Origin of the sequence: Clostridium pacaense, from assembly GCF_020709765.2 — a bacterium.
Lineage (GTDB): Bacteria > Bacillota > Clostridia > Lachnospirales > Lachnospiraceae > Enterocloster > Enterocloster hominis.
In genome coordinates, this window is record NZ_JAJFEB020000008.1 from 45502 (window position 1) to 66002 (window position 20501).

The following is a 20501-nucleotide window of genomic DNA, read 5'->3' on the forward strand; positions in this document are numbered from 1 at the left end:
ATCAGGCCTTTGGCCACCAAAAACAACTCAGGACCACACAATTACCCCCATGCTATCCCGCATCCTAATTAATAGTATCGCAAATAGAATGATATTTCAACCAGATATGGTCATTGACTTACGCCCTGCTTAACAAGCCTCCGTAAAATTCCCGGTATACAACTGATAATATCTCCCTTTCCTCCCAATCAGCTCATCATGTGACCCCCGCTCAATGATCCTTCCCTGTTCCATCACCATGATACAGTCAGAATTGCGGATAGTTGACAGCCGATGGGCAATGACGAATGTGGTCCTTCCTTTCATAAGGGCATCCATGCCTGCCTGGACCAGGGATTCGGTCCTGGTGTCAATGGAGGAAGTGGCTTCGTCCAGAATCAGTACAGGCGGGTCAGCCACTGCTGCCCTGGCAATGGCAAGGAGCTGTCTCTGCCCCTGGCTTAAGCTGCCTCCGTCCCCGGTCAGTACGGTTTCGTAACCATCAGGCAGACGGCGTATGAAGCTGTCTGCATTGGCCAGCCTGGCCGCATTCACACACTCCTCATCCGTGGCATCCAGCTTGCCATAGCGGATATTGTCCATTACAGTTCCCGTGAAAAGATGGGTATCCTGCAGCACAATCCCCAACGAACGTCTGAGGGCCGGTTTCCTGATCTTATTTATGTTAATTCCATCATACCGGATTTTACCGTCCTGGATATCATAGAAACGGTTGATCAGATTGGTAATGGTTGTCTTACCTGCCCCGGTGGAACCCACGAATGCAATCTTCTGTCCGGGCTCTGCGAACATCTTTATGTCGCGCAGCACCATCTTGGAATCATCATATCCAAAATCCACCCCGTCAAATACAACACTGCCTTCCATCTTCTTATAGGTGACAGTCCCCTCCGCCCTATGGGGATGCTTCCAGGCCCATACTCCGGTGCGCTCTTTGGTTTCCTTAAGGGTTCCGTCCTGATTTTCCATGACATTTACAAATTCAACATACCCATCGTCCTTTTCAGGTTCTTCATCCAGCAGTTCAAATACGCGGGCCGCGCCTGCCGCGGCCATGACCACTGAGTTCATCTGCTGGCTGATCTGGGTAATGGGCTGGGTGAAATTCTTGTTCAGCCCCACAAATGCAATGATGGTTCCAATGGTAATCCCCCCAATACCATTCAGGGCCAGCAGGGCGCCTGCTGCCGCACACAGCACATAGCTCAGGTTACCGATGTTGGCATTGACCGGCATCAGAAGGTTCGCGTAGCGGTTGGCCTTGTCCGCGCTATCCCTTAACTGTTCATTGAGGCTGTCAAAGTCCTCCTTTGACTGTTCCTCATGGCAGAATACCTTTACCACCTTCTGCCCGTCCATCATTTCCTCTATGAATCCATCCACGGTTCCCAGGTCTTTTTGCTGCCGGCCAAAGTGGACGGCCGACATTCCTGAAAGTTTTCTGGTCACAAGGAGCATGACAGATGCCATTGCAAATGTCATGAAGGACAGAGGTATATTCAGTACCAGCATGGAGATGGCCGTGGCCGCCAGGGTAACAGCTGAGTTAACCACCTGGGGCACGCTCTGGCTCATGAGCTGGCGCAGGGTATCCACATCATTGGTATATACCGACATGATATCGCCATGGGCATGGGTGTCAAAATACCGGATGGGAAGGGATTCCATTTTCCTGAACAGTTCTTCCCTCAGCCGTTCCATGGTGCCCTGGCTTACGGTAACCATGATCCTGTTATATGCGTAAGCGGTGATGACGCCAATCAGGTAAAGCGCGGCCAGCCCGCACAGGGCGGTAAATAAAGGTGCAAAGTCCAGTTCCCGGAGCACGGTTCCTGCTGCCTGGGTATTTCCTGCCGCCCTTCCTTTTACTGCCTGCGCCAGCAGCGGCTGTATATAGTCGTCAACAAGGGACTGTATGAACATCATGCCCTTTAAAGTAGCTGCCGCCGAAACAATGATACATGCCAGCACAGCAGCTGAGGCCCCTTTATAATTGGATACCATGTATCCGATTACGCGTTTTAATATCTTCAGGGATTCGTCTGCCCTGCCTGTTTTTTTCTTATCCATCATGCAACTTCCTCCTCTCCCGGCTGGCCGGAATCCGCCTGGGGCTGGTCAAAATCTCCCCCGCCCTTGTTCTGGGATTCATATATTTCCTTATATATTCCGTTTGTTTCCAGCAGTTCCTCATGGGTGCCGTAACCATTCATCCGTCCATCATCCAGCACCAGGATGTGGTCTGCATGCTGCACGCTCGATATGCGCTGGGCAATGATGATTTTCGTGGTTCCTGGTATGGCGGTTTCAAAGGCAGACCTGATCCTGGCATCCGTAGCCGTGTCCACTGCGCTTGTGGAATCGTCCAGAATCAGTATTTGGGGATTCTTAAGCAATGCCCTGGCAATGCACAGGCGCTGTTTCTGGCCGCCGGACACATTGGTCCCGCCGCGTTCCAGGTACGTATCATACTTTTTGGGGAGCCGTTCAATAAACTCATCCGCACAGGCCGCCTCACACGCCTGCCTGCATTCTTCCTCCGTAGCGTGGGCATTGCCCCAGCGCAGGTTATCCAGGATGGTGCCTGAGAACAGTACGTTCTTCTGAAGGACCACCGCCACTGCATCCCTGAGCGCCTCCAGATCATATTCCCGTACATCCCGGCCGCCCACACAGACGGAGCCTTCACTTACGTCATAAAGCCGGCTCACCAGGTTTGCCAGGCTGGATTTCCCGCTTCCTGTGCCGCCTATGATGCCAAGGGTTTCACCGGATTTTATGTGGAGCCGGATGTCTGAAAGGACCTGCCTGCCGCTTCCCTTTTTGTAGGAAAAGCTTACATTATTAAAGTCAATGCTGCCGTCCCTTACTTCTTCTGCCGGATTTTCCGGGTTCCTGATTTCCGGTTCTTCCTTGAACACCTCCTCAATCCTCTTAACGCTGGCTGAACTCATGGTTATCATGACAAATATCATGGACAGCATCATCAGGGACATCATGATGGACATGATGTAACTGAACAGGGAAGTCAGCTCGCCGGTGCTCATGGTTCCGGCCACGATGTAATGGGCGCCGAACCAGGATACAGACAGGATACAGCAGTAAACCGCCAGCATCATGACAGGGTTGTTGAATGCCAGTATTCCCTCTGCTTTTACAAACAGACGGCAAAGCTTCTTTGCAGCCGCGGTAAATTTCCGGTTCTCATATTCCTCCCTCACATAAGCCTTGACCACACGGATGCCGGATACATTTTCCTGTACGCCGGCATTCAGGTCATCGTACTTCTGGAAAACAACGTCGAATGTTTTCCTGGCCGCCAACATGATGCATCCCAGGATACATCCCAGGAACAGGATGGCTGCCAGGAATATCATGCTCAGCCTGGCATTTATCATAAATGACATGCCCATGCTGCACAACAGCATCAGGGGCGAACGCACGGCGATACGGATACACATCTGGTATGCATTCTGGATATTGGTCACATCCGTGGTCATACGGGTCACCAGTCCGGCCGTACTGAATTTGTCTATGTTTGCAAAGGAAAATGTCTGCACCTTATCATAGATGCCTTTCCTCAGGTTGCAGGCCAGGCCTGAGGATGCGCTGGCCGCATATTTTCCTGCCATGGCGCCTGCAAAAAGACTGATAAACGCCATGATGACCATGATACCGCCGTAAGTCCATACCTTTTTCATATTTCCCCCCTGTATGCCCTCATCAATAATCAATGCCGTTATGAACGGCAGCATGACCTCCATGATTACCTCCAGGGCCGTAAACAGCGGCGTCAGGATGGAATCCTTTTTATATTGTTTCAACTGGCTGAATATTGTTCCCATATTTTCTTTCATCTCCTTTACCCTTATTGGGGTGTATAATTAATTAACTAGCTAACAATTACGGTACTTATATTTTATACCTCATATTTCCTTGAATGTAAAATTCAAAAATGTTATAATCTATAAAAATCTTTTATCGTTATTTATCATATTTATTTTTTATTGTGGATTTATGCAGGAGAAAATCATGAATACGGTGCAATTAGAATGTTTTTTAGCAGTGGCAGAATACCTGAACTTTTCCAAGGCAGCCAACTCCCTGAAGATAACGCAGCCGGCTGTCAGCCATCAGATTACATCCCTGGAGGATGAACTGGGCTCCAGATTATTTATACGGACCAGCAAAAATGTAAGCCTGACCGAAGCCGGGCTTATGTTCATCGAGGATGCCTCCAGTATTATAAAAATCGCCTCCGGGGCCAAAAAAAGACTGCGGTCAGATGCCTGCGACCTGCTTTATCTGACCATTGGCTGTCACAACCAGTCCGAGCTTAATCTGCTTCCTCCCATCATCAGCCGGCTGGTGAAGCATTTTCCCACGCTTCATCCTTCCGTTAAGCTGATTCCTTTTAAATCCATGGCAAACCTGCTGGAAGAGGAACGGATCCATGTCATGTTCGGGTTCCAGTATGATGACCAGAAAAAGCCCATCGGCATATACCATGAACTGGGCGGGCTAAACGTATGCTGTGTGTGCCCGGCCAATCACCCCTTCACCGGACGGACCACACTCTGCGCGGAGGATCTGGTTGGGCCGCTGGTCCTCTGTGACCCTCAGAGACTGCCCCAGCCCATACTCCAGTCCCAGATACGCATTTCATCTTCCTGCCATCCGTCAGAGCTTTATTTTGTGGACAGCTATGAAAGTATATTAGCCATGGTAAAGGCAGGGCTTGGATGTTCCCTGCTTCCTGCCTATCCCCGGTGCGCCCAGGACGGGCTGGTGTATATACCGGTGGAGGATCTGTCCCCGATTCATTTTGGTATGTATTACAAAAGTCTGAAGGATAATCCGGTGTTAAAGGAATTCATACGCCTGATGGATACAGAAGGCGGTTTTTAGGAACCATCCGCATGTATGGCGCACCAATCCCTAGTCCCTGGTCAGCTTCATGATAGGTATGATCTTTCTGATGGATATGGTGAATCTGTTTCCCAATAATTCAATTTTACTATAAACCAGTGAGGGGGTATGGTATTTTTTAATAAAAAAAACGCATTTATGCAATCTGTACCACTATAATGAAATACTTCATATGACCTGCATGGGAACATCATGGCCATAACCAGAAAAGGACAATATCCTATAATGTGTGATTCAGGCATTGAATCTGCTCCTGAAACTCCATCATAGGACAGTGTCCTTACGCAATTCTGTTACAATTTTTAGGATTCCTTCTTTTTCTTTCCAAGAACCATATACACTGCCATCAACATCCCCGAAAGTATGAATGACAATTCATGGGCGCTGCTACCTCTGTCACCGGTTTTCGGTATGGCAGCCAACGGTATCTCCCCATCGTCTATGATGGTCATTGACTGGCTGAATGCTGCTGATGCATCCGCTGGAAGGGATGCAAGGGGAACCTGGGAAGACTCAATCACATTCTGCTGTACGCCTGGTCCGCTTTGGGCATCATCAGCCTGATATCTGCCTGTGCCGCCAGTCGTTGCAGTGGTGCCGCCTCCGCCTAAACTGCCGGAGTCATCGGAACCTCCAGAAATATTAGAGGTATCGCCAGTAGATTCATTTCCATTTCCGCTGGTTGAACCGCCGCCTGGTTCCTCTGGCGTTTCTGTGGAATCGCTTCCTGAGGAATCATCACCCGTGAAATCATCGCCTGTAGAAGCATCGCCTGTGGAATCATCGCCTGTGGAAGCACTGTTATAAACATTTTCAAAGGTAACTTCTGTTCCGCAAGTAATGCCTGTTTCGGTGAATGAACCTCCCAGCTCCTTATTGTTTAAATCTTCCTCGACTTGGATATCCAATGACACATTAATAAACTTTATCCAGTTGGAATTATTTGTAACATACGTAGCAATATTTGTGGAATCCGTGTTTAAACCAGCTATGGAAGATGATAACTGTACGGTTCCTCCATTCTTTGGTTCATAATAGCGGAACCAGCCGCTATCCGAACTGTCACTATTATATACAGCATATGCCGCCCAATCTTTCAACTTATTGCTCGTAGTCAGATATGGCACACACTCAAGCTTTGTATCTTGATTATGATTAACTTTAAAGTAAATATGGAGATAAAACTCTTGATTATATTTTTTTTCATCAAGCCCTGCTTCCTTGAGGGCATTCTTAAGTTTATCCGCCACATCCCCAAAGCCTTCCTCCTCAGCTAAGGGCCATTGATCACCTCCACCTGTGTGATCATACAAAAGCTGTGATATAACCCTGTCATTATTGGCATAATTTGCAATTGCATTGGGAGTGATGCTTTTTCTTTCATCCCAGCTTTTACATTTCCCATATGCCCTTAACAATGCCGCAGCGCGTTCCATCAGTGTTCCATATGCATCTTGACTATAATCGTAGCCATAAGGGAACTTTTCTTCCTCATTGCCTCCATTGCCTGATTCCGATTCCTCCTGGTATACTCCATCAAACAGAATCTTCTTCCTGCTTACACGCTCCAGTTCATCCAATCTATCCTTCTGAGTAACTGTATAGGTTGCCGATGGCCCCACATTTCCAATCTTCATTTTTCCGTTAGGATGTAACTCAAAGGTATAGGTATTGGTGTCACCATCACTCAATTGAACGGCTTTTTGGTATTCCTCTGCCCCGCCATCTTCTGTCAGCAGATAAAGCTTCTCATTCTTATCCGGCCTGCTGTCCGTGATGCTGACTTCATAGGTATATTTATCATCAGTGCCTATGCTGTCTTCCTGCCGTTCATTGGCAATGACCAGATAAGGAGATGTCTTAAATATAGCCGTGAAGGCTGAGAAATGGTCGGTCTGGAAATGAATCTGTCCAATGGACGCATTTCCGCTCACATCCAGTTCCTGACGGCCTTCGCTGTCAACAGTGATGTCGTTTGCTGAAATACCGTCCAGTACAGGCACCTGGGCTACGGCTTCTGTTTCCCCGCTGCCTTCCAGTTCCGCCTTTGCAGATACTGCCTGGACCTCCTGGGTAGGTGTCTCCAAATGAAGAATTTCAATCTGATCCGCCTCCATGCTGGCCCTCTCAATCCGTTCTCCGCTAAACGATACCGTGACGAGATTACTGCCATCCTCCGCCCAGCTGTTATCTAATTTCACACCATCATACATAAGGTTGATATCATATGCAATGATGGCGCTGACCATTGCTCCGTCATCTGACTCAGCGGCCACCTTTTCTGTCAGCGCTGATTCCACCTGCCCTGTTATCTCTTCCGCCTGTATCTCTGTGTCAGCAGGCAGCACTCCTTCCGGTGCGGTTATCCTGATTGTAACCCCATTGACCTCCACCGACTTGTCAAAAGCAGGATGTTCCATTGTCTCCAGAGTATACACCTGTATGTCCTGCTCCTCATAAACCTCGGATATGGTATACCATGCTGTCTGTGACCCGTCCAGATCATCCGTGACTGAGTCTGCTTCCACCTCTTCATCATTGGCCGTCACGTTGTCGATTGTATATCCCACCTGGGTCTTGACACCAAAGGTCAGGCTTTCGCCCTCCTTCACGCCTCTGACGCCTTCCATGATGCGGGCGCTGGCCTCCGGGAAGCTGGCATAAGTCACCTTATATCCATCGAAATCCTCCAATGCCTTTAACTGATTAAGACTTGTGGTATACACCTTTGCAGTGGAGCAATATCCTATCCCCACCAGGTCGGAGGTACTTGCCTTCTGAGTGTTGTCTTCCGGCACCGCCGCCTGTGTCATCTCCAGTTCTGACTCCGACGGCTGGGACGGGTCGGTTGACGGTACTTCCTCTGAAGACCCGAAAAATACATCTTCGTCCTTATCTATATCTCCAGTTTCATCCGCACCCTCAGGCACACTGCCCTCGTCCACGGCTTCCGTTGTATGGGTTTCGTCCGTATCCGTCATATCCGTCCGGGTGGTCTGCTCTGTTGTCTGGCCTGATGTTTCCTGATCTGAGGTTTCCCGGTCTAAGGTTTCCTTGTTCTCTTCTTCCCCGGTCTTTACTTCTTCCCTCGGCTCAGTTTCCTTCTCCTCATGTGTCTCTTTCTTCTCCGGCACATCTGTCTTCTCATCTACATCCACAGAATCCGCCTGTCCGCCATCCTCTTTCTCAGATACCACCGGCACATCATGACGTGTAATGGCGGCAACCGGTACAGCGTCATCTTCCGCCTTATCCTGATTCGATTTTTCTTCCTTTTCAGGCGCTTCTTCCTTTTCGGATTTCTCTTCTTTTTCCCGCTTTATGTCTTTTTCTTCCTGCTCATCGGAATCACCGTCATTTACAGAAACACCCTGCTTTGTGTCGGTAGCATTACCGTCCTCCCCGGAAGCTTCCCGGGAGCTATCCGCCGGCATCAATCTGATGTCGGTCATGGTGTCATCCGCATCGTCTGCTATACTGCCGGCCGTATCATCTGCCGTATCATCTGCCGTACTGCCGGTCATACCGGCATCCGGCAAAGCAGTTCCCTCTGTCTCGTTCTCACCTGCGGTCTCGGACTCAGATGCTGCTGTCTCCTCCTGGGCGGGCTTCGATAGGATATCTACTTCCTCATCGCCAAACGCATCCTCATAACTTCTGATAGTGACACGTTTTGTCTTCTTGACCTTCTCCACGCCATCATCCATCCTGATGATTTCAGTGGTGCAGCTTATGCTATCCTCGCCATTATTCACATAGAGCAGGATGATTTCCTCATCCCCGCTTACCATATACATGTCATCCGCATCCTCCGGAAGACGCACAAACACACGCAGTTCAGCTTCCATGCTGCTTCCTTCCACCTCCGGATACACCTCATATACGGCACCTTTCGTACCAAAAAATACCGTTTCAAATTTGGCCGTCCTGCCATTGGTAAACCCTAAATCATCTGCTGTTATCTCATGGCCACTTTCAATGGCCTCCTCCACAGCAGTTACCAAATCTGCACCTTTCATCTGAAACGTAACCTGGTCTGCCGTACCGGCATAGGATACATTCAGGCCCGTTCCTATATTCGTGAAAACCATGGCTGCTGTCAGCAAAAATGCCAGAATCCTTTTCTGGCTGTAATACATGGATTTCGTTATTGTACCGGATTTTCTCCGTCTTTCCATAATCGTTCTCCTTTTCATAAACTCCCCTGCCAACCAGGTGCAGTTGCATCATGATTAGTTTTAACAAGATTATATCATAAATAAATATACTTTGGTTACATTTTCCTGTTTTAAATAATTAACATATTTCGAATTATAACCATCGTCTATTTTTCCATTATGATTACATAATAACATACAAAGCGTTACGTGATGCGTTATTTTAGATTTCAGATGGTCATTTTTTACATTTTTATGTTATTTTATTTATTTTTTTATAATCTGCACATCATTCCGTTATAGCAGATTCATCCAGTACAGTCCTTATTGAATGATATCATTACTTCGAATTGCCCTGGGGCCTTTAACCATGTCATTGAACCAGTAGCTTAAAATACCCACAGGAGCAGAATTGGGCGCCTATTAAATTAATATACTGATATCCTAATATACTTTCAATCATTCTGCACAATTGGATACCATTTTCTACCTGTTTATGGTACAATTTGAACATATACATCCAATATCATCTAGGGGGAGTAATACTATGGCAAAAGAAATGATTGCAATGCTTCTTGCCGGCGGACAAGGGTCGCGTCTCTATGCATTGACCCAGAAACTGGCAAAACCAGCAGTTCCCTTTGGCGGCAAATACCGTATCATCGATTTCCCGCTGTCCAACTGCGTAAACTCAGGGATTGATACCGTGGGAATCCTGACCCAGTATCAGCCGCTGGTACTCAATGAGTATATCGGCAACGGCCAGCCGTGGGACCTGGACCGCCTGCACGGCGGGGTACATGTGCTTCCGCCCTACCAGAAAGCCTCCGGCTCTGACTGGTATAAGGGTACGGCCAATGCGATTTACCAGAACATCTCATTCATCGAGCGGTATGACCCGCAGTACGTCATCATCCTTTCCGGTGACCAGATATGCAAGCAGGATTACAGCGACTTCCTCCGGTTCCACAAGGAAAAAGGGGCTGAGTTCAGCGTGGCTGTCATGGAAGTTCCGTGGGAAGAGGCGCCCCGTTTCGGCCTGATGGTAACGGATGAGGATGACCGCATCACGGAATTCCAGGAAAAGCCCAAGAACCCCAAGTCCAACCTGGCTTCCATGGGAATCTACATATTTAACTGGGACATCCTGAAACAGTACCTCATTGAGGATGAGGAAGACCCTGACTCGGAAAATGACTTCGGCAACAACATCATCCCCAACCTGCTGCGTGACAGCCGCAGGATGTACGCCTATCATTTCAGCGGTTACTGGAAGGATGTGGGAACCATCTCCTCCTTATGGGAAGCCAACATGGAAGTCCTGGACCCGGAACACAGCGGCATCAACCTGTTTGATGAGAACTGGAAGATTTACAGCCGCAACAGCGGTATGACCGGACACAAGATCAGCGCCGGGGCATCGGTGGAGAATTCCATGATTACCGACGGCTGCCGCATTGACGGACAGGTCAGGCACTCCATCCTGTTCGCCGGCGTCAAGGTGGAGACCGGAGCCGTGGTGGAGGACGCCGTGATCATGGGAGGCACCACCATTAAGGAAGGAGCCGTAATCCGGCACTGCATCGTGGCTGAGAATGTCCAGATCGGCGAAGGAGCCGTGGTAGGCGCCATGCCTTCCGGTGATGAGAACGGGGTGGCTACCATCGGTTCCGGCCTTACAATCGGAGCCGGCGCCAAAATCGGTCCCAATGCCATGGTTAACAATAATGTAAAAGGCGGTGAAGAACAATGGTAAATTCCAATGCAAATGCCCTGGGCATCCTTTTCCCAAACAGCTATGATTCCCTGGTACCCGACCTGGTAGGCGAGCGTCTTATGGCTTCCATTCCCTTTGCAAGCCGTTACCGCCTGGTGGATTTCATCCTTTCCAGCATGGTAAACTGCGGGATTGACAATATTTCCGTGATTGTCCGTAAGAATTATCACTCGCTCATGGACCACCTGGGTTCGGGCCGCGAATGGGATCTGACCCGCAAGAACGGCGGATTAAACCTGGTTCCGCCTTTTGCGGAAAAAACAGTTAAGATTTATAACGGACGTGTGGAGGCCCTTGCCAGTATCCTGGATTTCCTGAAGGAACAGAAGGAACAATATGTTGTCATGGCAGACACCAACCTGGCGGTTAACTTTGATTTCAAGGCGCTGATTAACGCCCATATGGAAAGCGGCGCCGATGTGACCATTGCCTATCAGGAGGCCGAACTTCCGAAAAGCTTCATGGAAGCCCAGAACATAGGGACCAACTTCTATTACACCCTTGGCATTGAAGACGGACGCGTGGCCAAGATGAAGATTAATGCCCGTGACGAAGGCATACAGAACTTCTCCATGAATATTTACATCATGGACCGCGAGCTTCTCATTGACCAGATCAACACCGCCTTTGTCCGCGGATACGTTTACTTTGAACGGGATATACTTGCGCCCCAGTTAAGTAAGCTGGATGTGCGCGCCTACCGCTATGACGGTTATGTGGCCCGCATCAGCAGCATGAAGAGTTATTTTGATGAGAACATGAAAATGCTGGACGATGCCAACGTAAGCGCGCTGTTCTCCGGCGGAAACCCCATCTACACCAAAATCCGCGATGACCACCCGGCCCGTTACATAAACGGTTCCAAGGCCGCCAATATCATGGCCGCAGACGGATGCGTCATTGAAGGGGAGGTTGAAAACAGCATCCTGTTCCGCGGAGTCAAGATTGGCAAGGGCGCCAAAGTCAGGAACTGCGTGCTCATGCAGGATACGGTCGTGGAAGCCGGGGCAGAGATTGAATATGTCGTCACGGACAAGGATGTGACCATTACGGCGGGTAAGGAACTGAAGGGAGCGGATACATTCCCGGTTTATGTGGCTAAGTACCAGAGGGTTTAAAAGCATGAACCAAGGGGGCTGTTCACAAAAACAGCCCCCTTTCCATAACCTTACTTCAATTCTCCGCTCTGTTCTTTAGCCCAATGGTCTACAACAATACTGGGAGCATAGACAAACATCATGTGAAGTTCATCCTCTCCTGTATTGTGCAGGGCGTGTTTTAAATTACTTGGGATGAAGATACAGTCCCCTTCTTTCACAGCCTGTTCCTCCCCATCTACTTCCATCACACCGGTTCCTTTTAAAATAGTGTATGATTCCACAGTTTCATGTTCATGCTCCGGAATACCGCCGCCCTTGTACACCACTACAAAACCTTGGCAGAACTTGTCCCCACTCATCGCTCCATTCTGCCCCAGTATTACCCTGGTGCGTCTTCCTGCTGGAAATTCCGTTCCCTCTATATCCCAAATATTTACTTTCTGCATCTCATTCCTCCGAAAGCGTCATGCCTCCAATTTTTTTACTGACTCCCGCTCAATCAGCCTTCCTTTAAAATAGGTCCTGCTTCCATGGGCGCATGTCTGTGTCTTTATCTGTTCCATTAACCTTTCAAATATTATTTCCGCTGTATCCGCCAAGGAATGGCGAAGTGTGGTCAAAGGGGGATCCAGATACTTAACCTGCGGAATGTCATCAAAGCCTACCACGGATATATTATCTGGTATCCGCATACCGCTTTTGGCGATTCCGCGGTATACCCCATAAGCCATAAAATCATTAAACATGAAAATACCCGTTGGACGTTCCTCACTGCGCATTAACTCAAGCGTCCTGTAGTATGCATCGTCTTCAGAGCCTACATTCCTGATAATATACTTTTCGTAATCCTTTATTCCGTACTCCGAAAGAGCCTTTAATGCGCCCTCCAAACGCTCCCTGTTATACTGCCGGTCTTTATCACTGATGTAAAGCGCAATTTTCTTATGTCCGTTCTCTGCCAGGCATTTCACTGCCTGATACGCCGCATCCACATTATCAATATTAATACATGGCGCATCGACATCAAAAATTCGATTGACAATAACCATAGGAATATCACCTATGTACGGTCTCACATGTTCTATGTCCTCCGTAGATGCAATATAAAGTATACCGTCCACAAACAGATATTTTAAAGTTTCAAAATATTCCTTTTCTTTTTCCACATCCCCCAAGGCATCACATAAAATAAGAGAATAGCCGGCTTTAGTAGCACAGGTTTCCATGTACTTTACCACTTCTGGGTAATATGGGTTCATAATATCCGGTATGATAAGGCCTATAAGCCTGCTTCCGCCCTTTTTCAAGCTTCTGGCCGCCAGATTAGGTTTATAATTCAAATCGCTGACTGCCCTCATTACTTTTTCCTTTGTCTCCGGCTCTACAAATGCCACACCTGACAGTGCCCTGGATACTGTGCTGGGCGATACACCCGCATATTTTGCAACGTCACGAATTCCTACCATACCTTCACTCCTTTAACCGCATTTTACTTTATAGTACCATTTCTGCGGTAATCTTACCAGATATTTTCCGCTAAAACCTCCCCTCCGGTTACATGTCAGCTATATTTTCCACACCCTTAATATATGTTTTTATTTTTTCGGAAATCCCGCCATACATTCTCAAAAAAGTCATCGATATCCGGTATCGGATGTACTTTTCTCCAATTAAAACTGCATTTCCCCCGGTTGTAACCAACCTCCTGTATTTGATCAGCATGTAATCCATCATCCAACCGGTATCTGAACATATCAGGCAGGGAAGGTGCCGGAAGCTCTCCGTTGGAATCCGTATACATGGAACTTCCCCGTGATAAACCTCCACGATTAACATAGTCTTCCATAGCACTGAGATAGACATACTGGCAAATCAGTGTTTCCCGAAACCGGAAATACAATCCCAGTTGCTGCCGGCTGATTATTTTCACTGTGTCTTGAAAAGTTTCCAGCTCCTTTTCTATGGCACAACGGGTATTATGTATATCCTCCACATTCCTTATGGCAGCTCCCACCCTGCTCATCCGTCTGGTTATCCTCTGCCAGGACTCTTTCAGACAACCCTCCTGTCCTCCCATTGCACTCTGTTCCATACATATAATCTCTTTTATACTCTGTCCACATGCATCAAACAGCATCGTTTCTGGCTCTCCCCGCCGTCTGGCGGAAATATACTGCGCCGCCCGGACTGCACCAACCTGCCCGGAATTCAATGCACTGCCCCCTGGCCGGTATACGCCATGGGTGCCACTGACCTCTCCCACTGCAAAAAGTCCCTCAATATCAGTCTGCCACCACTCATCTACCTTCAGCCCACCATTATTGTGCTGGGCACTGAGAGCCACCTCCAACATCTCAGCCCTCAAATCAATTCCCTTATCAAGATAAAAATTGAAAGCAGGAGTATTCATATGCTGCAAGCGGTCAACAGGTTTTCCAAAACAGGCTCCTGCTTTTCTTAAATAATCATATGCCTCCCTTGATAAACAATCATAGTCCAGCTCTGCATCACCTGGGTTTTTCCGAAAATCCAGGAAAACACGTCTGCCCTTAATACAACTTTCCTGGTATACCAGTAAATCGATAATAGAACTTCCCGACATGACTTTCCGTACGTCAAAGGGCCATTGATATCCTTTAAGGAAAATTTTTGATAACATTTCTCCTTTATCATGAAAATAATCCAGGAGGAACTCCTTTGGATTTCTGCCCTCTGTATCCGTGGAAATAAAACGGGGCAAAACCTGCATATAAGTACCGCTCACATTCCAGCGTGGCTTTAACGATGCCAGTCCAAACTGCCATTCTGTCAGATTCTTCCCCATTGCTCCAGCCTCAAAAGCAATACCCGTGGCGCCATAATGGCCTGCCGGATACGCACTGTCTGCAAACATCCCCGCCGGCCCGCCGGTAGCGAAAATAATATTTTTACAATTAATTACTTCGTAAGTCAGCTTATCCTTATTTAAACAGACAAGCCCTCTGGCCAACCTTCCCTCTGTCAGTATACGCAATACCTGCAGATGATTGTAAATCCTGATATTTTTGTCCTCAACTGATTTCTGCAGGCACTCTGTCATTATCTTTGAAGTATAGGGTCCTGCGCTGGTGGCCCGTCTGCTGGGATCGTGATCGGTCTTGTATCCCACAAATTCCCCATAACGGTTGTGCGGGAAGGGAACTCCCAATTCCACAAGATGCAGAAAACACTGAGCTGACAGAGCAGCTTCGCACAGAGCATGTTCACCATCCACACACTGTCCGTCAAAGAATACCTGAGCCATATCTTTTACACTGTCACATTCGCTGCCAGACAGAGACAATTTATAATATGTCTGTTTATCCGAACCTGTATTACGTGATGTTCCTGCCAGAATGTTCTCTGTCAGCATTGCGATATCGGTCTGTCCATATTGATAAAGCCGTTCTGCCGCACTATATCCGGCTGCCCCGGTTCCTACAATAACCGTATTAAATGAATGGACTGTCATATCCATGCCACAAAAGCGAAATTGTTGTACCCTCATTTTTAACCTCAAATACATCTGCACAAGTTGTTAGTTATGATTAGGAGTGTCCACACTGTCAGCATTATTACGATTCAAAAGCCATCTTCGGTAACCATAGTATCCTATCATCACAATAGTGATACATATAAGGCTGATAATTAAAAACCGGGCCAGATTCTGCTGATGCATCCGCATTTTTCCAAGTACAACAACCGGAATGATCAGAGCTGCAAGAAACACCCATTCAAACTGTTCTGCTCTCTTTATATCCATGCATGTCCTCCTACATTACTTTATTTATTCCAAACGGGCGCCCTTGTTCGCCGGACCTCCGTATTTTTTAAACAGATTAAGGACACCTTTATATGTATTTTTATCTTTCGGATTCTCAGCCGGCTCCCTTTCCTCAAATATTGCCGGATTCTCCACATCAATAGAACGCTGGGATACATTAATTATTACGATATCCCCATTCCTCAGATATGCCAAAGGGCCTGACTTGGCTGCTTCCGGTGTAATCTGACACACACCAAAACCTCTTGCAAAACCCGAGAATCTGGCATCTGTAATGACTGCCACATCTTTATCCAGCCCCATACCACAGACTGTTGCCTGTACGGCGTAAATATCCGGCATGCCCGGGCCTCCACAAGGTCCTTCAAAACGGACAACCATCACATCCCCACGTTCTATCTGGTTATTATGCAGCGCTTCCAGTGCCTCCTCCTGGCTATCAAACACCTTAGCCGGGCCTTTGTGGTACAGGTTTTCACGATACCGGGCAGACTGTCTTAAAATAGCGCCTCCAGTTGCCAGGTTGCCATATAAGACTGCGATGCCCCCATCCTGGGATATCGGGGAATCAAAGCTATAGAGTACCCTTCTGTCGGGTTCATACTTGAGGGGACTCTCCATGTTTTCAGCCATTGTTTTACAGGTAACAGTCATGACATCCGTATTCAGGCAGCTGCGGACCTCACGCATAGCTGCAGGCATCCCGCCGGATTTTTCAAAATCAGTGAGATGGTACGGCCCATTCGGCTTGACATTCACAAGACATGGCGTCCTTTTACTGATTTGTGCAATTTTATCCAGGTTCACTGCATCACCAAAACCAAGTTCCTCTGACAGGGACAGTATATGCACTACTGAGTTTGTGGAACCTCCAAGTACCATCATCATGGTAACCATATTCTCCAACGCCGGTAATGTCATGATATCATTGGCCCGTATATTCTTTTCAATCAATTTAACAATCTGATTACCACTTAATTTAGCAGAACGAAGAAGCTCCGATGATGTGGAAATCATTGTGGCCGCTCCTGGTAATGTCAATCCCAGCGCCTCTGCCAGACACTGCATTGTATTGGCAGTTCCCATTAACGGACAGGCTCCCCATGTTGGACAGGCCCTGTCTTCCATGGCGGTGATGACTTCCGCGGATACGCGGCCGGTCCGATATCCGCCCATTATCTTTTCATCCAGATCAGACAATGAAAATGCCTCTCCATTTAATTGTCCTGCCTCCATTGTACCTGCGCATACAAAAATAGACGGCAGGTTTAATCTGGCAGCAGCAATCAGCATACCCGGAACCACCTTGTCACAGGCAGTCATAAATACAATCCCGTCAAACATCTGGGAGTGTACAATGGTCTCAATATCAAAGGATACCATCTCCCTTGTGGCCAAATCATAGCGGATTCCATCCAGCCCCAGCGTCAAGGTCCCGCATTGGGATATGGTGCAGAATTCAACCGGAGTGGCTCCTGACTGCCATATTCCCTCCTTTACTTTTTGGGTCAGCATGTTAAGACCAAAATGCCCTGGACACACCTCTCCCCAACTATTGACCACCGCCACCAATGGTCTGGATAAATCAGCATCTGTAAAACCCATTGCCTTATACACGGCCCGGCGATGTGCCCCCTCTGGCCCAGTCATGTATTGTTTTGTGAAATATTCCATGGTTACGCTCCTTTCTTTTGTCTGATCATAGTCACAATCTGCAGCACAGCGATACATGCAAAAATCACATAGGCAATAAAGTTAGAAGCCGCAAATGGAGCTACTACCAATATACTTACCGCGAATGCCAGAAAACGTTCAATATTCCTGAGCCGGCGTGAAAAGTATCCGGCAACACAAACAGATAAACATACAACAGCTATTACCCCATCAATGATGGCTATGACAATCTCGCCAGCACTTCCTATGGCAAGGGTTGCGGGATGATACACAAATAAGAAAGGAATGATGTAGGCCGCTATGCCAATAGTAAATGCTTTAAATCCGGTTTTCATAGGTGATGCCTCTGCAATTGCAGCTCCGGCAAAGGCTGCAACACAGACAGGCGGGGTTATATTAGACACGACCGCAAAATAAAATGCAAAGAAATGTGCTGAAATAGGGCTTACCCCCATCTGGGTCAGCGCCGGGATGATAGTCGTCACAAGGATTAGATAAACCCCCACCGAAGGCATGCCGCATCCCAGGACCAAAGAAAATAAGGCCGTATAGATTAATGTAATCAACAGGCTTCCATCCGCTGCTTTAATAATAATGGATGACAGGCTGACACTCAGGCCTGAGGAATACATACATCCGATGATGATTCCTGCTGCCGCACAGGCAATGCCTACGGAAATGGAGGTCTGTGCCGTCTTTTCAAACGATTTTATTATCTGTGACGGTTTCAGCCTTGTATTTTTACGCACAAAGGTAAGAAAGAATAAAGTAACAACTCCCCAGAAAGCCCCCATACTGGTTGTATATCCATAGATTAAAAAGATAACCAGGCATACCAGCGCCAGAATCAGATGTCCTCCTTCTATAATACTTTTTTTGAAGGACGGCAGCCCGTTCTTGTCCATTGGATGTATGTTCTTCTTTAATCCATCGAAATGTATATAGGATAGAAGGGCGATGTAATAAAGCATGGCCGGTATGATTGCATACCGCACTATTTGTATGTATGGGACCTTCAGATACTGCGCCATAACAAACGCTACCGCCCCCATGATTGGCGGCATATAATTGCCGCCAGTAGATGCAACAGCCTCCGTTGCTCCTGCCTCCTCAGATGAATAGCCGGTAGACTTCATCAAGGGAATCGTGAAACACCCGGTAGATACAACATTGGATACGGAACTTCCTGATATACTGCCGAACAATGCGCTGGAGATTGCTGCAGTCTTAGCCGGACCAGCTGTAAAGCGTCCTCCTATGGCATAGGCAATATCAATAAAATACCTGCCAGCCCCGCTTTCCTCCAAAATCGCCCCAAACAGTAAAAACAGTATGATGTAAGAAGCCATGGACTGCACGGGTTCGGAAAATATGCCCTGATCACTTACCAATATATCAACAAGGCGCACCCATGAGGTCGGCGCTGTTTTCAGAAAACCCGGAAAATAGTTGGCAAAACTGGTGTGAAGCCCAAAAAAGAGGACCACACAAAACATTGTCATTCCCACCATACGCCGGGTTATATCCATTACCAGGAAAATGAATACTGTCCCAAAAACCGTATCCAGCCTGCTTGGGCGAAACATACGAAGCTGCCAGTTGTCCAAATCACTGATATAATACACAACGCAGACAACTGCTAAAACCACACATACAATATCGTACACAGACCATATATTAAGCGGTTCATACCAGTTCTTACGCTTTGTCGGATGAAGGAAAAAGGCAAGCAGCATAATAAATAGGACAAAAAGCAGACGATGGGCAATAGCAACTGGCGTACCACAGTAAGCAGTCACCAGAAAATAAACCACCATAAATACTGAAATAATACTCAATAACATTGCCAGAAACGAACGGGGTGTCAATTTCTTCTGATGTACAGCATACTCGAACAGACCTGTTTTTTGTTGAAAACTGCTCATGTCACTACCTCATTTTCTAGACAGATTTTTGTCACTTAATGATACCGATTTCACGATAGAACCGCTCAGCGCCTGGATGGACAGGCATCTTTTCATCAATACCTGACAAAGGGTTATTCAGAATCACACTGTTCTCCTCGCCAAAATACTGATACAGGGATGATGCATTTTCATAGATAGCCTTTGTTATTTTGTATACGGTTTCTTCATCCAGATCATCACGGCAATATAGCGAGGTTATTGCCGCCACAGTCACAATCTCTTCCTCCTGATTCTCATCAAACGAATGAGGTGCAATCGTTATCTTCTCCAGTCCGGGAACATTAGCCTGGATTTCGTTAATTACATTTTCATCCATGCTGATCAGCTTAATACCGGGTGTCATGCTCATGCTCTGTAGTGTGGAATTATCCAGAGGAAGCAGGCCGGTAATTGCATCCAGCTGGCGGTCCCTGAGCATATCCATGCGTTCCGAATCTCCTAAAAAGCTGTTCATTCCGGTAAAGGATTCCCCTTCCAGATCAATACCATGGGCTTTTAACACGGCCTGGGCTATGGTATAGCCGGTCTGCCCTGCCTTACCTAATGAAAGATTTTTATCTGAGAGATCATATATGCTATTCACAGACTCATCACCGCTTAATGCTACAATCAGAAATGGCATGGAATACATTGATATGACCGCATTCAAATTACTATGAGGTTCTGTATAATCCCCCTCACCCAGGTAAGCCTGATAACCTACACCACTGTACACAAGACCGAAATATCCCTCGCCATTCTGCAATGTATCAGGATTAGCTGATCCGCCGCCTGCAGCCACCTTGGATGTGATGCCGGTTGCTTCCTGTGCAAGCGCCGCCAGCTGGGATCCCACCTGATACCAACTTCCGCCTTGGGAACCGCTGAAAAATTCCAGATAATCCGGCACTATACCCTCTGTCTGCCCATCCGATGCAGCAGCTTCCTCCTGCGCGGCACTTGTCTCATCCTTGCTCTCCGTTTTTACTTCCTGAGCTGCCTTAGTCTCCTGCCCTGCCTTTGTTTCTTCCTTCTTACCAGTTCCGCATGCTGTCAGTGAACCGGTCAATGTGATTGCTAAAAGAACCGCAAGAATCCTTTTCATATGTTTCCTCC

The 20501-nt window shown here is 47.5% G+C and carries 13 protein-coding genes; 3 read left to right on the forward strand and 10 right to left on the reverse strand.

What is annotated here, in order from left to right:
• Positions 1–129: 129 nt before the first annotated feature.
• Positions 130–2070, reverse strand: a complete 1941-nt coding sequence (locus LK536_RS44310) for an ABC transporter ATP-binding protein (protein WP_227796316.1) — start codon at positions 2068–2070, stop codon at positions 130–132.
• The gene (locus LK536_RS44315; protein WP_227796287.1) at positions 2070–3845 is read right to left on the reverse strand and encodes an ABC transporter ATP-binding protein; all 1776 of its coding nucleotides are present in this window, start codon (positions 3843–3845) and stop codon (positions 2070–2072) included. The genes LK536_RS44310 and LK536_RS44315 overlap by 1 nt, the downstream gene beginning before the upstream one ends.
• A gap of 187 nt (positions 3846–4032) precedes the next feature.
• Here LK536_RS44315 and LK536_RS44320 point away from each other — a divergent pair, with 187 nt between their 5' ends.
• A complete protein-coding gene (locus tag LK536_RS44320; RefSeq protein ID WP_227796286.1) occupies positions 4033–4908 on the forward strand; it encodes a LysR family transcriptional regulator in 876 nt (291 codons plus the stop codon).
• Between the two features lie 323 nt (positions 4909–5231).
• On the opposite strand, the gene LK536_RS44325 is transcribed toward LK536_RS44320, so the two are convergent.
• Positions 5232–9107, reverse strand: a complete 3876-nt coding sequence (locus tag LK536_RS44325) for a doubled motif LPXTG anchor domain-containing protein (RefSeq protein WP_227796285.1) — start codon at positions 9105–9107, stop codon at positions 5232–5234.
• Positions 9108–9633: 526 nt separating this feature from the next.
• On the opposite strand from LK536_RS44325, the gene LK536_RS44330 reads away from it, so the two are divergent.
• Together LK536_RS44330 and glgD are read left to right on the forward strand one after the other, a co-directional pair.
• Positions 9634–10842 carry a glucose-1-phosphate adenylyltransferase gene (locus tag LK536_RS44330; RefSeq protein ID WP_227796284.1) on the forward strand — a complete coding sequence of 403 codons (1209 nt, stop codon included), beginning with the start codon at positions 9634–9636 and terminating at the stop codon, positions 10840–10842.
• Positions 10836–11981 (forward strand): glucose-1-phosphate adenylyltransferase subunit GlgD, encoded by a 1146-nt coding sequence (gene glgD, locus LK536_RS44335; protein WP_008718864.1) that lies wholly within the window; start codon positions 10836–10838, stop codon positions 11979–11981. The genes LK536_RS44330 and glgD overlap by 7 nt, the downstream gene beginning before the upstream one ends.
• A 50-nt stretch (positions 11982–12031) precedes the next feature.
• Here the strand turns inward: glgD and LK536_RS44340 are convergent, their stop codons facing one another.
• The 7 genes from LK536_RS44340 to LK536_RS44370 form a co-directional block, all read right to left on the reverse strand.
• Complete coding sequence (locus LK536_RS44340; protein WP_025486145.1) at positions 12032–12409, reverse strand: cupin domain-containing protein; 378 nt, start codon at positions 12407–12409, stop codon at positions 12032–12034.
• A gap of 18 nt (positions 12410–12427) precedes the next feature.
• Positions 12428–13429 (reverse strand): LacI family DNA-binding transcriptional regulator, encoded by a 1002-nt coding sequence (locus LK536_RS44345; protein ID WP_025486143.1) that lies wholly within the window; start codon positions 13427–13429, stop codon positions 12428–12430.
• 116 nt (positions 13430–13545) lie between these two features.
• Positions 13546–15507 (reverse strand): FAD-binding protein, encoded by a 1962-nt coding sequence (locus LK536_RS44350; RefSeq protein ID WP_506092161.1) that lies wholly within the window; start codon positions 15505–15507, stop codon positions 13546–13548.
• A gap of 12 nt (positions 15508–15519) precedes the next feature.
• Positions 15520–15744, reverse strand: coding sequence for a hypothetical protein (locus LK536_RS44355; protein ID WP_025486140.1), 225 nt, complete (start codon positions 15742–15744; stop codon positions 15520–15522).
• 24 nt (positions 15745–15768) lie between these two features.
• Positions 15769–17439 (reverse strand): dihydroxy-acid dehydratase, encoded by a 1671-nt coding sequence (gene ilvD / locus LK536_RS44360; protein WP_025486139.1) that lies wholly within the window; start codon positions 17437–17439, stop codon positions 15769–15771.
• 2 nt (positions 17440–17441) lie between these two features.
• Positions 17442–19364: a TRAP transporter permease gene (locus tag LK536_RS44365; RefSeq protein ID WP_025486137.1), complete on the reverse strand. Its 1923-nt coding sequence runs from the start codon at positions 19362–19364 to the stop codon at positions 17442–17444.
• A gap of 31 nt (positions 19365–19395) precedes the next feature.
• Positions 19396–20490: a TAXI family TRAP transporter solute-binding subunit gene (locus tag LK536_RS44370; RefSeq protein WP_227796282.1), complete on the reverse strand. Its 1095-nt coding sequence runs from the start codon at positions 20488–20490 to the stop codon at positions 19396–19398.
• Between the last annotated feature and the right edge of the window lie 11 nt (positions 20491–20501).